This window comes from Acidovorax sp. (assembly GCF_046291265.1).
GTDB lineage: Bacteria > Pseudomonadota > Gammaproteobacteria > Burkholderiales > Burkholderiaceae_C > Acidovorax.
The window spans coordinates 20452-40046 of the sequence record NZ_JBKBTV010000031.1; the positions used below are offsets into that span (position 1 = coordinate 20452).

21 protein-coding genes are annotated in these 19595 nt (G+C 61.7%); 10 read left to right on the top strand and 11 right to left on the bottom strand.

Annotated elements, in window-relative coordinates:
- Window positions 1–69: 69 nt before the first annotated feature.
- From ACK41V_RS13220 to ACK41V_RS13235, 4 genes are all read left to right on the top strand, one after another.
- On the top strand, window positions 70–1572 hold the full coding sequence (locus ACK41V_RS13220; protein ID WP_409783041.1) for a leucyl aminopeptidase: 1503 nt from the start codon (window positions 70–72) through the stop codon (window positions 1570–1572).
- Between the two features lie 24 nt (window positions 1573–1596).
- On the top strand, window positions 1597–2031 hold the full coding sequence (locus tag ACK41V_RS13225; RefSeq protein WP_409783043.1) for a DNA polymerase III subunit chi: 435 nt from the start codon (window positions 1597–1599) through the stop codon (window positions 2029–2031).
- Window positions 2031–2729 (top strand): hypothetical protein, encoded by a 699-nt coding sequence (locus ACK41V_RS13230; protein ID WP_409783045.1) that lies wholly within the window; start codon window positions 2031–2033, stop codon window positions 2727–2729. The genes ACK41V_RS13225 and ACK41V_RS13230 overlap by 1 nt, the downstream gene beginning before the upstream one ends.
- Before the next feature lie 130 nt (window positions 2730–2859).
- Complete coding sequence (locus ACK41V_RS13235) at window positions 2860–3987, top strand: branched-chain amino acid ABC transporter substrate-binding protein (protein ID WP_409783047.1); 1128 nt, start codon at window positions 2860–2862, stop codon at window positions 3985–3987.
- A gap of 166 nt (window positions 3988–4153) precedes the next feature.
- Here the strand turns inward: ACK41V_RS13235 and ACK41V_RS13240 are convergent, their stop codons facing one another.
- A complete protein-coding gene (locus tag ACK41V_RS13240; protein ID WP_409783049.1) occupies window positions 4154–5161 on the bottom strand; it encodes a D-2-hydroxyacid dehydrogenase family protein in 1008 nt (335 codons plus the stop codon).
- A 930-nt stretch (window positions 5162–6091) separates the two neighbouring features.
- Window positions 6092–6766: a transcriptional repressor LexA gene (lexA, locus tag ACK41V_RS13245; RefSeq protein ID WP_409783051.1), complete on the bottom strand. Its 675-nt coding sequence runs from the start codon at window positions 6764–6766 to the stop codon at window positions 6092–6094.
- A gap of 89 nt (window positions 6767–6855) precedes the next feature.
- Here lexA and ACK41V_RS13250 point away from each other — a divergent pair, with 89 nt between their 5' ends.
- Genes ACK41V_RS13250 through ACK41V_RS13260 form a run of 3 tightly spaced genes read left to right on the top strand, consistent with a single transcriptional unit; the run spans window position 6856 to window position 8727 of the window.
- Window positions 6856–7800, top strand: coding sequence for an asparaginase (locus tag ACK41V_RS13250; RefSeq protein WP_409783053.1), 945 nt, complete (start codon window positions 6856–6858; stop codon window positions 7798–7800).
- A gap of 15 nt (window positions 7801–7815) precedes the next feature.
- Entirely contained in the window at window positions 7816–8235 is a 420-nt protein-coding gene (locus tag ACK41V_RS13255; protein ID WP_409783055.1) for a hypothetical protein, read from the top strand.
- Between the two features lie 21 nt (window positions 8236–8256).
- Window positions 8257–8727 (top strand): DUF6152 family protein, encoded by a 471-nt coding sequence (locus ACK41V_RS13260; protein WP_409783057.1) that lies wholly within the window; start codon window positions 8257–8259, stop codon window positions 8725–8727.
- A gap of 118 nt (window positions 8728–8845) precedes the next feature.
- Here ACK41V_RS13260 and adk read toward each other — a convergent pair whose 3' ends face one another.
- From adk to ACK41V_RS13295, 7 genes are all read right to left on the bottom strand, one after another.
- Window positions 8846–9502 (bottom strand): adenylate kinase, encoded by a 657-nt coding sequence (gene adk, locus ACK41V_RS13265; RefSeq protein ID WP_409783059.1) that lies wholly within the window; start codon window positions 9500–9502, stop codon window positions 8846–8848.
- 375 nt (window positions 9503–9877) lie between these two features.
- Window positions 9878–10711 (bottom strand): 3-deoxy-manno-octulosonate cytidylyltransferase, encoded by an 834-nt coding sequence (gene kdsB, locus ACK41V_RS13270; protein ID WP_409783061.1) that lies wholly within the window; start codon window positions 10709–10711, stop codon window positions 9878–9880.
- Window positions 10708–10890 carry a Trm112 family protein gene (locus tag ACK41V_RS13275; protein WP_409783063.1) on the bottom strand — a complete coding sequence of 61 codons (183 nt, stop codon included), beginning with the start codon at window positions 10888–10890 and terminating at the stop codon, window positions 10708–10710. The genes kdsB and ACK41V_RS13275 overlap by 4 nt, the downstream gene beginning before the upstream one ends.
- A 27-nt stretch (window positions 10891–10917) precedes the next feature.
- Window positions 10918–12072 carry a tetraacyldisaccharide 4'-kinase gene (gene lpxK / locus ACK41V_RS13280; protein WP_409783065.1) on the bottom strand — a complete coding sequence of 385 codons (1155 nt, stop codon included), beginning with the start codon at window positions 12070–12072 and terminating at the stop codon, window positions 10918–10920.
- 5 nt (window positions 12073–12077) lie between these two features.
- Window positions 12078–12512 carry an ExbD/TolR family protein gene (locus ACK41V_RS13285; RefSeq protein ID WP_409783067.1) on the bottom strand — a complete coding sequence of 145 codons (435 nt, stop codon included), beginning with the start codon at window positions 12510–12512 and terminating at the stop codon, window positions 12078–12080.
- Between the two features lie 55 nt (window positions 12513–12567).
- On the bottom strand, window positions 12568–13215 hold the full coding sequence (locus ACK41V_RS13290; RefSeq protein WP_409783069.1) for a MotA/TolQ/ExbB proton channel family protein: 648 nt from the start codon (window positions 13213–13215) through the stop codon (window positions 12568–12570).
- Window positions 13216–13361: 146 nt separating this feature from the next.
- A complete protein-coding gene (locus tag ACK41V_RS13295) occupies window positions 13362–13490 on the bottom strand; it encodes a hypothetical protein (RefSeq protein WP_409783071.1) in 129 nt (42 codons plus the stop codon).
- 77 nt (window positions 13491–13567) lie between these two features.
- On the opposite strand from ACK41V_RS13295, the gene xseA reads away from it, so the two are divergent.
- Together xseA and ACK41V_RS13305 are read left to right on the top strand one after the other, a co-directional pair.
- Complete coding sequence (gene xseA, locus ACK41V_RS13300) at window positions 13568–14893, top strand: exodeoxyribonuclease VII large subunit (RefSeq protein WP_409783073.1); 1326 nt, start codon at window positions 13568–13570, stop codon at window positions 14891–14893.
- A 234-nt stretch (window positions 14894–15127) separates the two neighbouring features.
- Window positions 15128–15709, top strand: coding sequence for a superoxide dismutase (locus ACK41V_RS13305; protein ID WP_409783074.1), 582 nt, complete (start codon window positions 15128–15130; stop codon window positions 15707–15709).
- Window positions 15710–16035: 326 nt separating this feature from the next.
- Here the strand turns inward: ACK41V_RS13305 and ACK41V_RS13310 are convergent, their stop codons facing one another.
- Window positions 16036–16560: a DUF192 domain-containing protein gene (locus tag ACK41V_RS13310; RefSeq protein WP_409783075.1), complete on the bottom strand. Its 525-nt coding sequence runs from the start codon at window positions 16558–16560 to the stop codon at window positions 16036–16038.
- 250 nt (window positions 16561–16810) lie between these two features.
- Here ACK41V_RS13310 and icd point away from each other — a divergent pair, with 250 nt between their 5' ends.
- Window positions 16811–18070 (top strand): NADP-dependent isocitrate dehydrogenase, encoded by a 1260-nt coding sequence (gene icd / locus ACK41V_RS13315; RefSeq protein WP_409783076.1) that lies wholly within the window; start codon window positions 16811–16813, stop codon window positions 18068–18070.
- 189 nt (window positions 18071–18259) lie between these two features.
- Here icd and ACK41V_RS13320 read toward each other — a convergent pair whose 3' ends face one another.
- The gene (locus tag ACK41V_RS13320; RefSeq protein WP_409783077.1) at window positions 18260–19063 is read right to left on the bottom strand and encodes an IPTL-CTERM sorting domain-containing protein; all 804 of its coding nucleotides are present in this window, start codon (window positions 19061–19063) and stop codon (window positions 18260–18262) included.
- Window positions 19064–19595 lie beyond the last annotated feature (532 nt).

A 19595-nucleotide genomic window follows, 5' to 3' on the forward strand; every position in this document is an offset into this window, starting at 1 on the left:
AAGAGCTTGCTATGCACTTTTGAGTGCACTGTGAAAGTGCATAGCACGCTCAAAAGGAAAACACCGATTATGAACTTTGATCTCAAGACCCTTGAACTGGCAGCGGCTGCCTCCGAAAAATGCGACCTTTTGGTCGTGCTGATTCCGGAGGGCTTCAAGCCCGGGCAGGATGCGTTGTCGGCATTGGCCGCGTTGGCGCTCAAGAATGGAGATCTTTCTGTCAAGGCGGGCAAACATCTGCAGATGTACCAAGCGCCCGCGGTAGCGGCCCGCCGGGTGGTCCTGGTGGGTGCTGGTGACGGTTCTGCACGCGCAGCGCGGCAAGCGGTGTTGGCCGTGGGCGCTGCGATCCGGGCGCCCCAGACCAAGCGCGTGGTGGTGTGTTTTGCCGGAGCCGTCAAACCAGGTTCCGTGTGTGCGCTGGTGCAGGCGGTGGCGGAAGCCAGTTATGTGTACACCAGCACCAAGTCGAAGGTGGAAGCCCGCAGCCTGAACCGCTGTGTGGTCGGGGTGCCCAATGCGACCGATGCGCGCGAAGGTTTTGACAACGGGGTGGCGCTGGTCGCTGGGGTCGAGTTTGCACGCGAATGGGGCAATCGCCCAGCCAACCACGCGACACCCACCTTGCTGGCCGATGCGGCCAAGACGCTGGCCAAGCTGCCGCGAATCCAGTGCAAGGTGCTGGGCCCCGCCGAAGTGGGGCGGCTGAAAATGGGCGCATTTTTGGCCGTGGCGCGTGGCTCGGAGGAGCCCCTGCGTTTTATCGAACTGCGCTACAACGGCGCGACCAAGGACAAGGCGCCCGTGGTGCTGGTGGGCAAGGGCATCACGTTCGATACGGGCGGAATCTCCATCAAGCCTGCGTCCGAAATGGACGAAATGAAGTTCGACATGTGTGGCGCCGCCAGCGTGCTGGGCGTGTTCCGCGCGCTGGGTGAACTGCAGCCTGCCATCAATGTGGTGGGACTGATCCCCGCATGCGAAAACATGCCCGATGGTCGCGCGGTGAAGCCGGGTGACGTCGTGACCAGCATGAGCGGCCAGACCATTGAAATTCTCAACACCGATGCAGAAGGGCGCCTGGTTCTGTGCGACGCGTTGACGTACGCGGCCCGCTTCAAGCCTGCCGCGGTGGTGGACATTGCCACACTGACTGGCGCCTGCGTGATCGCCCTTGGCGGCGTGCGCAGCGGGCTGTTTGCCAACAACGATGCACTGGCTTCTGCACTGCAAAACGCTGGCAACGAAGCACAGGACCTCTGCTGGCGCATGCCGCTGGACGATGACTATGCCGACGGCCTCAAGAGCAATTTTGCGGACATGGGTAACGTGGCGGGGCGTGCGGGCGGCTCGATCACGGCAGCCAAGTTTTTACAGAAGTTTGTGGGTGACATGCCATGGGCCCATCTGGACATAGCGGGCACGGCATGGAAGGGCGGAGCCGCCAAGGGCTCTACCGGCCGCCCTGTGGGGCTCCTGGTGCAGTACCTCCTGAACCAATCCAAAGTGCCGACACCGCGCGCTGCGGCCAAGCCAGCAGCAAAACGCCCCGCTCGGGCCAAGGCTGTTTGACCGCTATGGGGCCGGGGCCACACCATGACTGAGGTCGCTTTCCACTTCAACGCGCCAGACAAGCTAGCCTACGCGTGTCGCTTTGCTCGCAAAGTGCAGCGCAGTGGCGCTCGGCTGGTGATTGCTGGACCTGCAGAGATGCTGGAGGCCTTGGACCGAATGCTCTGGACTTTGGCGCCGCTAGATTTTGTGGCCCATTGCCGTGACGACGCGGACGAGGAAATGATCCATGTCTCTCCGGTGTTGCTGGCGGTAGACGCGCGTCGTTCCCCGCACCACGAGGTGTTGTTGAATTTGAATGCGGAGGTTCCTGAGGGGTTTGGCCGGTTTGACCGATTGGTCGAAGTGGTGAGCGCACAGGATGAAGCGGATCGCAGTGCGGCACGAGCGCGGTGGAAACACTATGCATCCCGCGGCTATGCCATCACCCGCCACGATCTGGTGCTGAAAGCGAACTGATGTCGCAGCCTCCTCGAACCCCCCCGCGTTTTGTACCCACTCTCACCGAAGTGGTGCAGACGCCGAATACCGTTCCCGTAAATCCCGCCGCCACAGAGACGCTGCGTACGACGGTGATGTCGCCACCAGCGGCTGCGCGGGTGTCTTCGCTGCCGGTGACACCTGCTGCACCTGCCACGCCCGCGGCGCAACCTTCAACGCCGCCATTGGCGCGGCAGATTCCTGCGGCGACGCCTGTGTCGCCTCGGCCAACACTGTCGTCGCCGCCGCCACTGGTCGCGCGGCCAGCCGTGGCCGCGTCTCCGGTGATGGCTGCTGCGGTTGCCCCAAGGCCTTTGGCGGCCGCACCTTCGCCGGTAATGCCACCCGCGCAGGCGCCTCGGCCCCCACTCCCCCCGAGGTCCGGATCAACCTTTGGCGTAAGTGCAAGCAGTAGCGCTCCAATGACTGCGGCGCCTGTGGCGGCCCGACCCATGCCCGAAGGCATGGAGGAGTACATGGTGCACAGGGTGATGCAGCGTGTGGATGTGGTGCTGGACCAGCGCTTGCGCGAAGCGATCGCCACAGTGGTGCAAGAACAAACCCGATCAGTGCTTCCGCGCCTGCGAGAAGAGATCGAATCGGTGGTTCGGCATGCGGTTTACGAGGCCGTTGCAGACGAATTGGCGAGTGGTGCGCCCCCTGCGTCAAAGGGATGACAGGGTATTCCCCTGTGGTTTCCCTCGCATTTAATCGTGTTCCCTAATGATCTGGCCCGTAAATTGCGATATGTTCGCCTGCGTTGAGACACAAGAACATTCTCAGCGTTTATCTTTACTGGAGATTGATATGCAATTGAAGTTGAAACTGACCGTGGTTGCTGCTATCGCGGCTGCTGCTGGTGTGGCCTCTGCACAAGAGCAGGTGGTCAAGATCGGCCACGTGGCTCCGGTTTCCGGCGCCCAAGCCCACTACGGCAAGGACAACGAAAATGGCGCCCGCATGGCCATTGAAGAGTTGAACGCTCAAGGCGTCACCATCGGTGGCAAGAAGATCAAATTTGAACTTCAAGCCGAAGACGACGCCGCCGATCCAAAGCAGGGCACGGCCGCTGCACAAAAGCTGTGCGACTCCAAAGTTGCTGGCGTTGTAGGTCACCTCAACTCCGGGACCACCATTCCTGCATCCAAGGTCTACAACGACTGCGGTATTCCGATGGTGACGGGCGCTGCGACCAACCCCAACCTGACCAAGCCTGGCTACAAGACCACGTTCCGTATCATTGCCAACGACAACGCCCTGGGCGCTGGTTTGGCGTTCTACGCTGTGGACACGCTGAAGCTCAAGACCGTTGCCATCATCGATGACCGTACTGCGTACGGCCAAGGTGTGGCAGACGTGTTCAAGAAGACAGCAGTTGCCAAGGGCATGAAGGTGGTGGACGAGCAGTTCACGACCGACAAGGCCACCGACTTCATGGCCATCCTGACCGCCATCAAGTCCAAGAACCCTGACGCTGTGTTCTACGGCGGTATGGACCCACAGGCCGGCCCTATGCTGCGCCAGATGGAACAGCTGGGCATGGGCAACGTCAAGTACTTCGGTGGTGACGGCGTCTGCACATCGGAAATCGCCAAGCTGGCTGCCGGTGCCAAGACCCTGGGCAACGTGATCTGCGCTGAAGGCGGTTCTTCGCTGGCCAAGATGCCTGGCGGTACGGCCTGGAAGGCCAAGTACGATGCCAAGTACCCTAACCAGTTCCAGGTTTACAGCCCTTACACCTACGACGCCACGTTCCTGCTGGTTGACGCCATGAAGCGTGCCAACTCGGTGGACCCCAAGGTGTATGTGAACGAGCTGGCCAAGTCGAACTTCAAGGGCGTGACTTCTGCCATCGCCTTCGAACCCAACGGCGAAATGAAGAATCCTTCCATCACCTTGTATAACTACAAGGATGGCAAGAAGACGCCTCTGTAATAGAGCGCTTCACTCAACAGAGCACTCCAGTGCCCTGTTGCAGCTGCAAAAAAGGCTTCCTTCGGGAAGCCTTTTTTATTGGTGCATCGACCGTGCGCAGATATCACTTCCTCTCAGAACTGCGGCACAGCGCGAGTCAAAAGAGCAAAGCCTGTGGTGAAAAATCCTACCGTCGTACCTGCAGCGAGCCGGGGTTCACGATATTGGTCGGAGTGCCCTTGATGAAGTTGATGACGTTGTCAAAGGCGGCGCCAAAGTACAGCTCATAGCTGTCTTGTTCAACGTACCCAATGTGGGGCGTGCAAATGCAGTTCTCGAGCCGCAAAAGGGCATGGCCTTGCAAGATGGGTTCACTCTCAAACACATCCACCGCTGCCATGCCGGGGCGACCGCGGTTGAGGGCTGCAATCAGTGCATCGGGTTCAATCAATTCCGCACGGGAGGTATTGACCAGTAACGATGTGGGCTTCATGCACGACAAGTCTTCCAGCGAGATGATTCCACGGGTTTCATCATTGAGCCGAAGGTGCAGCGAAATCACATCGCACTGCGCAAAGAATTCCTCGCGCGTCGTGGCCGCCTGGTAGCCATCGGTGAGTGCTTGCGCGCGAGAAGCCTCGCGGCCCCACACCCGTACATTCATGCCAAACGCTCGTCCGTAGCCCGCTACCAGTTGCCCGATGCGGCCATACCCCCAGATACCCAGCGTTTTGCCGCGCAATACGCTGCCCAGTCCGAAGTTGGGTGGCATGGAGGCGGTCTTCAATCCTGACTGTTGCCAGGCGCCATGTTTGAGATTGGAGATGTATTGCGGCAACCTGCGCGTGGCTGCCATGACCAGCGCCCAGGTCAGCTCAGCGGGCGCCACGGGGGAGCCGACCCCTTCCGCCACCGCAATACCGCGCTCGGTGCAAGCGGCTACATCGATGTGGCTACCAATCTTGCCGGTCTGGGCAATGAGCTTCAGGCGAGGCAACTTCTCTACCAATTGGCGGGTGATCTGCGTGCGCTCCCTGACCAACACAATGATGTCCGCGTCTTTGAGCCGCACAGAGAGCTGGCCCAATCCTTTGACGGTGTTGGTGTAAACCTTGGCGGTATATGCGTCGAGCCGGGAGGCGCAGTGGAGTTTTCGCACTGCATCCTGGTAGTCGTCGAGGATCACAATATTCATCCCGACATTGTGCCTTGGCGACGAAAGCCGCACCGCCCCGGATGGTGCTGCACCCCCGCAAAACGTCTCGCTTTTGGTGACGGAGTGTTGATTTGCGCTCGATGCGGACTTGCCACGCCCAACACATGTCCCCACACAGAAAGATCAAAAGCGGAACTGTGCAAAGAGAACTCTCCGCAAGGCAGGCTCAATTTGCGCGCAATGCGGCGCTTGACGCAAACGTTCCGGGCGTTGGCAACCGGCCTTCCGCCCTCTTACTGGGTTCGCAGCCCCTCGGACGCCGCCATCCGGTCCAGCTCTGCGCACACATCGGCCATGCGGCCTGCGATGACAAGTCGGCCAGCGCCCGCGTCGGACACCCCGCGGAACACTCTGGCAGGCCGGTGTGCATGTCCCTCTGTGGCGAGCGATGCAAAAAAGGTGTCTCTGCGGCTTGCGGGCGACGAAGCCGGGAGAAACGACCTTGTCGCCACTGTGTGCGGCCGGGTCGGCGCATCGGCTGCGGTGACCGGAGGGCGGACATTGAACGGCCAGTTTCCCCGCAATGGGCGATGGCCTGCGGGCAAAGCAGGACGATGATTCGCAGCCGCTGTGGCATCACCCCCGGTCGCATGGCGGTGGGGCGTGGCGTGATCGCGCAATGAATCGGCGCAAGACGTTGTTGCGGAAGCGTTGCGATGGGGAGAACCTGTTGTCTCCAGGCGCAGTGCCTGCTGCAACCAGCGGGTCAAAGTACGCAGCGGGGCGGGCAAAGTAGAGAGGGTGAGGGTGGACAAAGCAATTCCCATGTGAAAACTCCGAAGGTCGGGGGTTGGACATAGGCAGGATTGCAAGGCGAAGCAACACCGCAGGGCTGGCGTATGAACGGCAATAGACCATAGACACGCCAAACGCCCGCCACCTGCGGTGCAGCAAACAAAAAGGGATGGACTACATCAGCATGGTGTTGCGGATCAGTCCGACGGCGAGGCCTTCAATTTCAAAAGGCTCCCCGGGCTGGACCACGATCACCGGGTAGTCGGGGTTCTCAGGCAACAACTCGATGGCGGTTGCGGTGCGGCGCAGGCGTTTGACAGTGACGTCGTCTCCCAAGCGGGCCACGATGATCTGGCCATTGCGGGCCTCGCGGGTGGATTGCACGGCGAGCAGGTCGCCATCCATGATGCCCGCATCGCGCATGGACATGCCACGCACCTTCAGCAGGTAATCAGGCCGGTGCTGGAACAGGCTGTTTTCCACGCTGTAGGTTTGGTCGACATGTTCCTGCGCGAGAATGGGCGAGCCCGCCGCCACGCGCCCCACCAAGGGCAGCACCAACTGCGACAAGCCCGGAATGGGGAGGTGGAACTGGTTGCCACGTGCCGCATTGATGGAGCGAACAGTGTCGCTGCGCAGGCGGATCCCACGCGAAGTGCCGCTGACCAGTTCGATCACGCCCTTGCGGGCCAGGGCCTGTAAATGCTCTTCGGCGGCATTGGCCGACTTGAACCCCAGTTCGGCTGCGATTTCAGCGCGGGTGGGGGGAGCACCGGTGCGGGCAATGGCGGTCTGGATGAGATCCAGAATCTGTTGCTGGCGGGCGGTGAGTTTGGGGTTGTCGAGCATGGTGGTTTCCGGTGGAGGCGGTTACAGTGGCGAACAACTGTTTTTTAATCCAGTAACTGTATTTTTCACCAGTTTTTCGGAGTGCGCAAGTGAGTGGGCAAAAAATTGTGGTTTTGGGCACAGGTGGCACGATTGCGGGCACCTCTGCGCAGGCGGGAGACAATATCGGCTACACCGCGGGCCAGGTGGGGGTGGCCCAATTGCTGGACGCGGTCCCAGGCTTGCAAACGATGGCGGGCGAATTGCTGGTTGAGCAAGTGGCGCAGATCGACAGCAAGGACATGGACATCGAGGTATGGCGGGCCTTGGCTCTGCGCTGTGCCCACCACTTGAAAGACCCCGAGGTGCGGGGCATTGTCATCACCCATGGCACCGATACGCTGGAAGAAACGGCCTGGTTTCTCCACGAAGTGCTCGATGCCCGCAAACCTGTGGTGTTGACCTGTGCCATGCGCCCGGCCACCGCGTTGACGCCCGACGGCCCGCAGAACCTGCTCGATGCCGTTGCTGTAGCGATGACGCTTGGCGCCGCGGGCGTGCTCGCAGTGGCGGCGGGTGAGGTGCACGGTGCGCGGCACGTGCAAAAGGTGCATCCGTACCGCGTGCACGCGTTCACGTCGGCGGACGTGGGTCCTCTGGGGTTTGTGGAGGAAGGCCAAGTGCGTTTTACGCAAAATTGGCCTCTAGCGCTTGATGGTAAAGCGCTAATAGCTATTGAAAATATAGCAAATATCGATTCTTGGCCCCGCGTGGAAATAGTGGTCAGCCATGCGGGAGCCACCGGCTCTCTGGTCGATGCGCTGGTGGGCGATGGGGTGCAGGGTCTGGTGGTGGCCTGCACGGGCAACGGCACGATCCACCAGCGTCTTGAAGCAGCGCTGGTGCATGCCCAGGCCGCGGGTGTGGCTGTGGTTCGGGCCACGCGCTGCCCCGAGGGGCAGGTGTTGCCCAAGCCGGGTGATCTGTTGCGGGACTCGCAGGGCCTGTCTCCCGTCAAGGCGCGCATCACCCTCATGTTGAACCTCCTTCGCTAGAAACCGGCGCTTCGCATGTTTGCCTCTCTCAAGACACATGTTTGGGCCTACCCGGCGCTGGAGGTGGTGCACATTGTGGGCATTGCGCTGCTGCTGGGGAACCTGGTGTTGCTGGAGCTGCGGGTGTTTGGCCGCGGTGCGGCGCTGCCGGTCAAAGACCTGGCCCGGCTGAGCCTTTCGGTCGCGCTGTGTGGTTTTGGGCTGGTGGCGGCGTCTGGCTTGTTGATGTTTGCCACGCAGCCTGCCGAGCTGCTCAGCAACCGCGTATTCACCTTGAAGATGCTGTTGTTAATGCTTGCAGGCTGCAACGCTGCGTGGTTCCATGGGCGCGGGTCATTGGCGCGTCTGGACGGTCTGGCCCGTGCGCAGATGCTGGCATCTACCGTGGTCTGGTTGGCCGTGGTGGTGTGTGGCCGCTGGATTGCCTATGTTTAGCTAAGCAAGGAGAGAACCGCTATGAGCCTGCAACGTCGTCACCTGCTTGTGTTCGCAGCAGCCCTGCCGCTGGGCGCCCGCGCCCACCATGGCTGGAGCAGCTTTGACCCTGAGCGCCCTATTTATCTGGAAGGCACGGTGCGCAAGGTGCGCTGGCAGAACCCGCATGCCGAGCTGGAACTGGAGTTGCCCGCGGGCCTGAAGCTGCCTGCCGATCTGGCGCAGCGGGCGGTCCCCGCCCAGACATCACCCGTGGACGGCAAAGCCCTGCTGGCCAAAACCGTCTTGCCCACACGCAAAGACCGGACGTGGGAGATCGAATTGGCACCGCTCACTCGCATGCAGGCCTGGCAGGTGCAAGAGATCAAGCCCGGCACAGCAGTGTCGGTGGTGGGTTTTACCCTGCGTGAGGAAAAAGGCGACGCAGTGCTGCGCGCTGAATACCTGTTTGTGGATGGCAAGGCCTACGCACTCCGCTCTGGTCCCGCTTGATGTGATCTTTCGACGAGCAGTGGGTTTCTTCATGTCCCTTGCAAACAAAAAAGCGACGCACCTCTGAAGTGCGTCGCTTTTGTTGAGTGCGGGCGTGCCGCTGGTTGCCAGCTTTGGATCAGCCGGCCAGTGCCTCGAAGGCGCGTGCAGTGATTTCGTCCACTGTGCCCGTGCCGCTGATGGCTCGGTACTTGGGGGCGGTTGCAGGTTCGGCCTTGGCCCAGCTGCTGTAGTAGTCCACCAGGGGGCGCGTCTGGTCGCTGTAGACCTGCAGGCGCTTTTGCACGGTTTCTTCCTTGTCGTCCTCGCGCTGGATTAGTTCTTCGCCCGTCACGTCATCTTTGCCATCCACTTTGGGTGGGTTGAACTTGACGTGGTAGGTGCGGCCGCTGGCAGGGTGTGAGCGGCGGCCGCTCATGCGTTCGATGATCGCGTCGAAGGGCACATCGATTTCGAGCACGTAGTCGAGCTTGACGCCCGCAGCTTTCATCGCATCGGCCTGGGGAATGGTGCGGGGGAAACCGTCAAACAGAAATCCGTGAGCGCAATCGGGCTGGGTGATGCGTTCCTTGACCAAGCCGATGATGATGTCATCGCTGACCAGCGCACCCGAATCCATCACGGCCTTGGCCTGCAGGCCCAGGGGCGTGCCCGCTTTGACCGCTGCGCGCAGCATGTCGCCGGTGGAGATTTGCGGGATGCCGTATTTCTGGCAGATGAACGTGGCTTGCGTGCCCTTTCCGGCGCCAGGCGCGCCCAACAGAATCAGTCTCATGGATGTCCTCGAAGGTTAGAAATCGGTTGGCGCCGCTGGCGGGGACGCTCGAAGGGCAAACAGTGCAGTCTTTCACGCGGTCTGGCCACAAAAAAGCGTCTTTTCGACCATGGCTGCGTTGCAAAATCCTCGCGATACCGCCCGGTATCGCTGTGGTTTGCGCCTTGCCACGATCAAAAATCCATCCTTTTTGTACGTGCCATCCAGCGTAAAACACTGCACTAGGCCGTTCTGTGCGCCCGGGATGCGGTGCTCTCGTTGCGGGCGAGGATAGCATGTGACACCTTGCGTTCACTTACACGCGCGCACCGCTAGGACCACTGAAACACGCCTGTGTGACGACGCTGGCCGATGCGCGGCGCAGCCCTTCCGCGTTCAGCCAAAAAGACGGCGCACCCGCTCCAGGTCTTCGGGCGTGTCCACGCCGGGCCCCGGGGCTGCGGCGGCCAGGTGCACGGCAATCGGATGGCCATGCCACAGTGCCCTCAATTGCTCCAGCGCCTCGACCGCTTCGGTTGGGGCAGGCGCAAGCGACGGAAATTGCCGCAAGAAGCGCGCGCGATAGCTGTAGATGCCAACATGGCGCAGCGGCGTGAACCCTGCCAGGCTGGCCACACCGGGCGCAGCGGCCTGGGCGGCACCTTGCCACCATGCGGTGTCCGGCAGGTCGCGCGCAAACGGGATCGGCGCGCGGCTGAAGTAGTGGGCCAAGCCCCGCGCGTCCAGCACCACTTTCACCACATTCGGGTTGGTGTAGTCCGCCAGGGACGCGATGGTGTGCGCTGCGGTGCCCATGCTGGCTTCGGGCCTGGCGGGCAACAGGGCGGCCACGGCATTGATGAGGGCAGGGTCCATCAGTGGCTCATCGCCCTGCACGTTGACAACGATGTCGTCGCCATCCAGCCCCAGATCGGTGCACGCCTGGGCCAGGCGGTCGCTGCCGCTGGCATGGTCTGCACGGGTCAGGATCGCCTCGACACCATGATCGGCGCAGGCCTGCAGAATGCGGGCGTCGTCGGCGGCAACCACCACGCGGGCCGCTGCGCTCTGGGCAGCGCGCCGGGCGACTCGCACCACCATGGGCTGGCCGGCGATGTCTGCCAGGGGTTTGTCCGGCAGGCGGCTGGACGCCATGCGTGCCGGGATCAGCACGGTAAACAGGGGGGCGGGGGTGGCTCCGGCTGTACCGCTGTGGGCCGCGTGGGTCACTGCTCCAGTTCCTCGTCGGTCAGTGTGCGGGCCTCGTTTTCGAGCAGCACCGGAATGCCATCGCGCACCGGGTAAGCCAGCCGGGCGCTGCGGGAGACAAGTTCTTGTGCATCGCGGTCAAAGGTCAGCGGGCCCTTGGTGACGGGGCAGACCAGCAGTTCGAGCAGTTTGGGGTCCATGGTGGCAGGCTTTCCGGGAGGGGTCGTTCAGGCAGAAGGGGATGATAGCGGCGGCGTTGGCGGCGTTGGCGGCATTGGCGCCGCGGCAAGGCATCTGTCCAGGCGCGCGTCCAAGGCCACAAAGAACGCGGGGTCGATCAGCACCTGCAGAGGCACGGCCAGCGCGTCGGGGTGCTGCGCCCACAGCTTCACGGCATCTTTTTCGGTGCAAATCAGGGTGTAGCGCTTATCTGATAAGCGCTTCCAGCTATAAAAATCATAGTGGTCTGGCAGGGGCTCTGTCTGTGCCAGCGTCAAACCCTTGGCCTGCAGCATGGCAAAGAAGTCTTCGGGCCGCGCCACCGCCGCGACGGCGTGCAGCGGTTGGTCGTGGAGTTGGGACAGCGGCACCTGGGTTCCGTCGGACCGAAGGGCGAAGTACGCCAGATCGCGCTGCATGCCAAACGCAGGAGCTTGGTTCTTTGTTGGGGCAGGCACGTTACCGCCCGCGTGCAACACCCAATCCACCGTGCGTGGCCAAGGCTCACGCAGTGGTCCGGCAGGCAGCAAAAATCCGTTGCCGATGCCCTGGTCGTTAAAGATGCAGATTTCGAGATCGCGTTTGAAGGCGAGGTGCTGCAAGCCGTCGTCGCACACGATCACATCGGTGTCGGGATGGGCCGCAAGCAAGGCGCGTGCGGCGGTGATGCGTTGGGGGGCCACAAACACCGGGACACCAACGCCTGATGGCCCCGTGGCAAAACTTTGCGCAATCAAAGCGGGCTCATCGCCCACCTCGCTGGCGGGGCTGTCGGGCGTGACGGCTCTGCAGTCGGTGGTGCTGCGCCCATACCCGCGGGAGATCACGCCGGCGCGCAGCCCTCGGGCTTGCAGGTGCCGCACCAGCGCAATCACCACAGGGGTTTTACCAGCGCCCCCGGCGATCACGTTGCCCACCACCACGACGGGGCGGCCTGGGTGTTCTGACTGCAGCCATCCGGCCCGGTACAAGCCTTGGCGTGTCCGTACCAGGGCACCGTACACCAGCGAAACGGGCCACAGCGCCCAGGCGGCCCATCCACGCGTCTGCCAGACCCGTTGCAGGCCGCGCGACGCAGAAGGTGCCGGGGCAGGGGGGGCCGAGGAGGAAGGCGGTGCCGAAGACGACGGCGCAGAGGGCGGCTGCGGCCCGGAGGCAGCCATGTGCGTCAGCGGCTGGCGGCGCGGCCCGCTGCCGACGACTGCGTGGCGAAGGTGATCTGCGTCAGACCCACGCGGCGCGCGGCTTCCATCACGGTTACCACCGACTGGTGGGGCGACATGGCGTCTGCGCTGATGATCACCACGCTGTCGCGGCCCGCGCTGGCAGCCGTGCGCAAGGCCTGGGCGATGGCGTCCACGCTTTTGCCGTCCACGCCGGTTTTGTTGACGGCGTAGCGGCCGTCAGCGGCCACGGAGACGATTACCTCTTTGGGGTGATCGCGCTGTTGCTCAGCGTCGGCCACGGGCAAGGTCAGCTGCAGTTCGGTGAACTTGCTGTAGGTGGTGGTCAGCATCAAAAAGATGAGGATCACCAGCAACACGTCGATGAACGGGATCAGATTGATCTCGGGCTCATCCTTGGGCCGGGGGCTGAAGTTCATGGACAAAGTTTCGGTAGAGCAGGGGCCGAATGATGCGGAAGGCGAAAGGCTCGCCTCACTTCACCTTGCGCAGGCGCAGGATGTGGCGCACGAATTGCTCGGAGGCCAGTTCCAGCGTCAGCAGATAGGCATCCACCCGGGCGCGGAAGTAGCGCCAGAAAATCAGCGCCGGGATGGCCACGATCAGGCCAAACGCGGTGTTGTACAGCGCAATCGAAATACCGTGCGCCAACTGGCCGGGGTTGCCACCGCCCATGGCCTGACCCATGCCACCCGTGCCCGCTTGCGAGCCAAAAATCTCGATCATCCCGATCACCGTGCCCAGCAGGCCCAGCAGTGGCGCTGCCGATGCGATGGTGGCTAAGGCAGCCAGGTATTTTTCGAGACGGTGGGCCACGGCGCGACCGGCGCCTTCCATGGCCGAGCGCAAGTCGGTCTCGCTGCACTGGGGGTTGCTGTTGAGGGTGCGCAGGCCGGTGGCCAGCACCTCGCCCAGCGCCGAGTTCTGGGCCAGCTGGTTCACCACGTCTGGCGTGGGCAACGACTTGGACGACACCGTGATGGCTTCGTCGAGCAGTTTGGGGGGGGCGACGCGGGCCGTTTTGAGGGCCACAAAACGTTCGAAAATCAGCGCCATTCCCAGGATGGAACACGCAATCAGGGGCCAGATCGGCCAGCCTGCGGCTTGTATGATGGACAGCAAATCTCTCTCCGCGCAGATGAAAGCAATCGGCGATTATGGCCCAGCTTCTGGGTGCCACTTCGTCACAAACCGTTACGTTGCTGTGCGCCCGATGCGCGGGGCTGCTCACCCACAAAAACTGTGGATAACTTTGTGGGCAACCCACGTCAACAACGTCCCAAAGTGGCGCCACGCCGTGCTTGCAACAGATTGATGAAAAATTGAGCAATGAAAAACGCATATAAATCAATGACTTGCACGTGCTCTGGTGTTTTGCAGCCGGTTTTGGTATCCACGCTCAGCCCTGCGTCCGCTCGGTCGCTTCTGTGGAGTACTCGCCTTTCTCACACCGCGCAAAGGCGCGCCGCGCCTCATGCTTGAGCGCCCAGGCCACGCTGTGGCGCCCCGCGTGTGGGAAGTTGGGGCGCTGTGCCGCGCCATTGCTGATGCCCTGGAGGCGAGATTCAATCCTGTCGCGGTGCGCGGCGAGATAACGGGCTTCTCGCGCGCATCCAGCGGGCATTGTTATTTTTCGATCAAGGACGCGAACGGCCAGTTGCGCTGTGCCATGTTCCGCCGCGCCGCCACCCTGCTTGACTTTTCGCCGCGCGATGGCGAATTGGTGGAAGTGCGGGGCTGCCTGGGGGTGTACGAGGCACGCGGCGATCTGCAGTTCATCGTCGAAAGCATGCAGCGGGCGGGGCAGGGCGCGTTGTTTGAGCAGTTCTTGCGGCTCAAGGCGCAGCTGGAAACCGAGGGCCTGTTCGACACCGCCCGCAAACGCCCGCTGCCGCTGCAGCCGCGCGGGATTGGCCTGGTGACCTCCACCGGGGCGGCCGCGCTGCACGACGTGGTGACGGCGCTGCGCCGCCGCGTGCCACACATCCCGGTGGTGCTGGTGCCCGCCCAGGTGCAGGGCGCGGTCGCACCGGCTTCCATCATTGCGGCGCTATCAAAACTGTATCTACTGGCCCAGGCAGGACAAGCGCCAGGGGCCGATTTGACTCAAAAACCAGCCATCGACGTCATTCTGCTGGTGCGTGGTGGTGGCTCCATCGAAGACCTGTGGGCCTTCAACGACGAGCGCTTGGCGCGCACCATCGTGCAAAGCCCGGTGCCGCTGATCAGCGGGGTCGGGCACGAAACCGACTTCACCATTGCTGACTTTTGCGCTGACCTGCGCGCGCCCACGCCCACGGCTGCGGCCGAACTGGTGGCGCAGCCACGCGATGTGTGGCTGGGGGCGCTCGCGCTGGTGGCTGGCCGCATCAGCGACGGGGTGCAGCGCCAGCTGGATGCACGCCACCAACGGCTGGACCAGGCCGCAGCTCGCCTGGGCCGCCCCTCGGGTCTGGTGGCGCGCCAGCAAATGCAACTGGCCCGCCTGGCGCAGCGCATGCACCATGGTGTGCTATTGAAATTGCAGCGACTAGCCCAATCACAGCAAGCGCTGGAGGCCAATTTGCCTCAAAAATTGCAGCGGCACCTGGTGGACCAGGCAGACCGACTTGACCGCGCTGCGCTGCGACTGGAGCTGCTGGACCCGCGCCTGGTGTTGCAGCGGGGCTATGCCCTGTTGACCGACCCCGGGGGCCAGGCGGTGACCAGCGTCCGACAGGCCCAGCCCGGTGATGCCTTGCGTGCCACCCTGGCAGACGGCACGGTGGATGTGACGGTGGGACAACCGCGGCTGCTCTGACGCCAGGGGCGCTGGGGCTTGTAGCTGAGCGGGTGCGGGTCGCCCCCGCGGCCTTGCTGTAGGACAGCGGCGTGTTCTGGGGCTTTCTGCGACTTTCGTCAGCGAGTGCCGCCCCGATCCTGCACAGGTCACCCGATCTTTCTACAATGCCTCCTCGCGCTGTGCCCGGCTGCATTGCTCCCCCAGGGTTTTGCGGATGGCATCCCAGAATTTCAAACCACGAGGAAACACCACATGGAACACACCCTTCCCCCGCTGCCTTATGCCATCGACGCCCTGGCGCCGAACTACAGCCAGGAAACCCTGGAGTACCACCACGGCAAGCACCACAACGCCTATGTGGTCAACCTCAACAACCTGCAAAAGGGCACCGAGTTCGAAGCGATGACGCTCGAAGAGATCATCAAGAAGTCGAGCGGCGGCATCTACAACAACGCAGCCCAGATCTGGAACCACACGTTCTTCTGGAACTGCATGGCCCCCCAAGGTGGCGGTGAGCCATCCGGCGCGCTGGCTGATGCTATCAACGCCAAGTGGGGCAGCTACGCAGCCTTCAAGGAAGCGTTTGTGAAGTCCGCCGTGGGCAACTTTGGCTCCGGCTGGACCTGGTTGGTGAAGAAAGCCGACGGCAGCGTCGACATCGTCAACACCGGCGCCGCAGGCACCCCGCTGACCACCGCCGACAAGGCACTGCTGACCGTGGACGTGTGGGAACACGCGTACTACATCGACTACCGCAACATGCGCCCGAAGTTCGTCGAGACCTTCCTCTCGAGCCTGGTGAACTGGAAGTTTGCTGAAAGCAACTTCGCCTGATCGGTCTTCCAGGCATGAGCGAAACCCGCTCGTGTGACTGGTGCCATTGGTGCCACTGGGTGGAACCGGCAAAACAAAAAACGGCCCATGGGCCGTTTTTTTTGTGGATCTGAAACCGTTTTGCCTGATGAGGTCGCTGCCTCAGATAGACCGTTCGCCCTGAGCCTGTCGAAGGGCTGTTCGCAGAAAGCGCCCTGACTTCGACAAGCTCAGTCCGAACGGTTTTGAGGCAAGTCTGAGGCCTACGAAAAATCAAGTCTTTTTGGCCTCTAGCGCTTATGGATAAAGCGCTAGTAGCTATTCAAATGATAGTGAAAGGCCTGCTCTCATTTGCGACTGAACAGCGCGCCCCCCAGCTTGGCGCCTGCCTTGATGCCCTTCTTGGCAAACCAGCCCTGGTTCATCTCCAGCACATAACGCACCGGCTTGGTCGAACAATGTGAATCCAGCGTCTGCGGCTTCATGTCGGCCAGGTTCACGATGGTGCCGTCGTCGTCCACAAACGCTGCCGTCAGCGGCAGCAGGGTGTTTTTCATCCAGAAGCACTGCTGCGCGGGTTGCTCGAAGACAAACAACATGCCCTCGTGCTGGGGCATTTCCTTGCGGTGCATCAGCCCGGTCTGGCGCTCTTGCGGGGCCTGTGCGACTTGCGCGTCGATGCGGTGCATGCCAGCGGTCAACTCCACACGCTGCAGGTTCAGCTGCGGGCCTTCCTGCGCGGCGGCGCTGCCTGCGGATAGAAAACCCGCCACGGTCAGCACCGCGGCCACTGACAGGGTGCTGGTGCGACGCGCCATGCGGGTGGAGGGCATGGGCGCCAGTGCGGCTGTGGCGGGGCAAGATGCGGTCATGGCCATGGTTTTCGGGGGTAGGAAGACGAGGAACAAAGAAGGGAGTGCAGATCGGGCGACAAGTTCATCAGATCACCCGCGGGTAAAAGCGATTCTGATGCATTCCGCCAAGTGTCATCTGAGGGGTCGCAGCAAGTGCGGAGGCGGTGGCCGACAGGGTCGGAGCTGCGATTTTTTCTCATTAGAATGGTTCGGCTTTGGGCCGCTTGGCCCATCTGCTGCCCGTTTCAGATTCCCCGGAGACAACCCCATGACCAGCTACCTGCACATCACGGTGCCCGCCGAAGGCCAGAAGATCACCGTCAACGCCGACATGTCCCTGAATGTGCCGGACCAGCCCATCATCCCTTTCATCGAAGGTGACGGCACGGGTCTCGACATCACGCCCGTGATGATCAAGGTGGTGAATGCCGCGGTGGCCAAGGCGTACGGCGGCAAGAAGAAGATCCACTGGATGGAGGTCTACGCCGGTGAAAAATCCACCAAGGTGTACGGCCCTGACGTGTGGCTGCCGGAAGAAACCCTGCAGGTGTTGCGCGAGTACGTGGTGTCCATCAAGGGCCCGCTGACCACGCCCGTGGGCGGCGGTATCCGCTCGCTCAACGTGGCGCTGCGCCAGGAGCTGGACCTATATGTCTGCCTGCGCCCCGTGCAGTATTTCAAGGGTGTGCCTTCGCCGCTGAAGGAGCCCGAAAAGACCAACATGGTGATCTTCCGCGAGAACTCGGAAGACATCTACGCAGGCATTGAGTTTGAAGCCGAGTCCGACAAGGCCAAGAAGCTCATCAAGTTCCTGCAGGAAGAAATGGGCGTCAAGAAGATCCGCTTTCCCAACACGTCCGGCCTGGGTGTCAAGCCGGTGTCCATCGAAGGCACCGAGCGCCTGGTGCGCAAGGCCATTCAATACGCCATCGACAACGACAAGCCCAGCGTGACCATCGTGCACAAGGGCAATATCATGAAGTACACCGAAGGTGGCTTCCGTGACTGGGCCTACGCCCTGGCGCAGAAGGAGTTCGGTGCGCAGTTGATCGATGGCGGCCCCTGGTGCCGTCTCAAGAACCCCAAGACGGGCAAAGAGATCACCATCAAGGACAGCATTGCCGATGCGTTCCTGCAGCAGATCTTGCTGCGCCCGGCCGAATACTCGGTGGTGGCCACACTCAACCTCAACGGCGACTACATCTCGGACGCGCTGGCTGCGCAGGTCGGCGGCATCGGCATCGCGCCGGGCGCCAACATGTCCGATTCGGTGGCCTGTTTTGAAGCCACACACGGCACGGCCCCGAAGTACGCGGGCAAGGACTATGTGAACCCGGGCTCCGAAATCCTGTCGGCCGAGATGATGCTGCGCCACATGGGTTGGACCGCCGCCGCCGACCTGATCATCAGCTCGCTCGAAAAGTCGATAGCCTCCAAAAAGGTGACCTACGACTTCGCACGCCTGATGGACGGCGCCACGCAGGTGAGCTGCTCGGGCTTTGGGCAGGTGATGATCGACAACATGTGAACGCGTTTCGATCATCAAGCTGCGGATGCGGTCGCCCGCTATGAAGGGCTATGCGGCTTCGAAGAAGTTCGTAAGGTTCCGTTAACCCGTCGAGCATCCGCAGCAGCTTGTGCCGCCAAGCGATGCCGACCGAGGCGCACAGTGTGCGCATTCGGGTAAGCAGTAGTTGGTGCTCTTGTGTGCAGTGGTTCAGCGCAGTTTTGGCGAGCGGCGGTGTTTAAAAGCAATGCCCAATAACGCCAACATGGCGGAAAGGATGATCAAGCCCCATTGTGAAAGGGTTGGGATATTGGCAACAGTTGCGGGGGCAACCGGTACCACCACGCGAAAACTTAGGTTGTTGCCGCCAATGACGCTGTTCGCCCCCGGCACAAACGCGCCTGTACCGCCGACGGTAGATTGCATGCCGTTGATGATTGCCAGCCGCACAGTCGTTCCGGCTAAGGTGGACACGTTCCAAGTAGCTGATGTAAATGTTGCCAAATTTGGGCTGGTAGAGGCACCACCAACAACCAGCCGTGCGGTGCCAGCGAGGGCTGTTGACACATTAAGATTTGGAACATCGGCTGTTGAATACATACCGATAAAAATAGCTTGATCTCCGGGTGCAAGGCCATTCACACTTTTGATACCTAAATCGCCTGCAAATGTTGCCGTTGTTGCCCCTGCTGGAATCGCAACGTCTTGGTACAAAACGCAGCTCCTGCGACCAATACCAGTCAGGCTCATGCTCCCCAGCGCAATCTGGGTGCCCGTTAACGGCGTAAACCCCGCGACGCCCGTCAATGTTTCGGTGCCAGGCGCAGCGTCTGCGTTGTAGCTGCAGGTGCCGGCCGCACTGCCACTGGTACTTGGCGCTAACGTCCAGTTGGTCAGTCCTCCAGAAAAGTCACGATTGGTGAGTAACTCAACCTGGGCGTGGGCATTGCCAGCCAAGATGAGGGCAGTGACTGGGTAAGAGCAGAAACGAAGCGTCTTGGTTATGAAATTCATAGATCAACCCGTGGTTGTTTTCATGGTGGCTTTGGTATGGCTCCCATTGCACCGAAATCAGGGCTGAAAATATCTGACGCCAGGCTTTGGTCGGTTGCGATTGTAGGGAAATCAATGTCTGCGTCGGAAGGCTTTTATATACAAAGCAAAGCGATGCCGTCGCAACCACATTGGGGGGCCTGCGCCATGGCCAACTGAAAAGTTCAAAGGCACGGTGGCCAAAGGCGGCCCATCGCAACAGCGTTGAACCAGGGCACTCATCAAATGGCTGCCACCGTGTACTGCGCCCTCCCATTCCCACCGTCATTGCGCTTTGCTCGTTTGGTGAGTTGGCCGTGGCGAGGCGTCCACCAGCGTGACGGATGACTGCTGCCATTTGCCGCTTGATGTTTTTTGCTCTTACCGCCTAAGATGGTTTGCACTAGAGGGCGGTTGGGCTCGCTCTGCTTTGCGCCTGCGAGCGATACGACCGGGGCTGTACGCGTTGAATCTGGACCTGAGTGCAGTGGCGTGCAAGTTGCGATGCCACTCC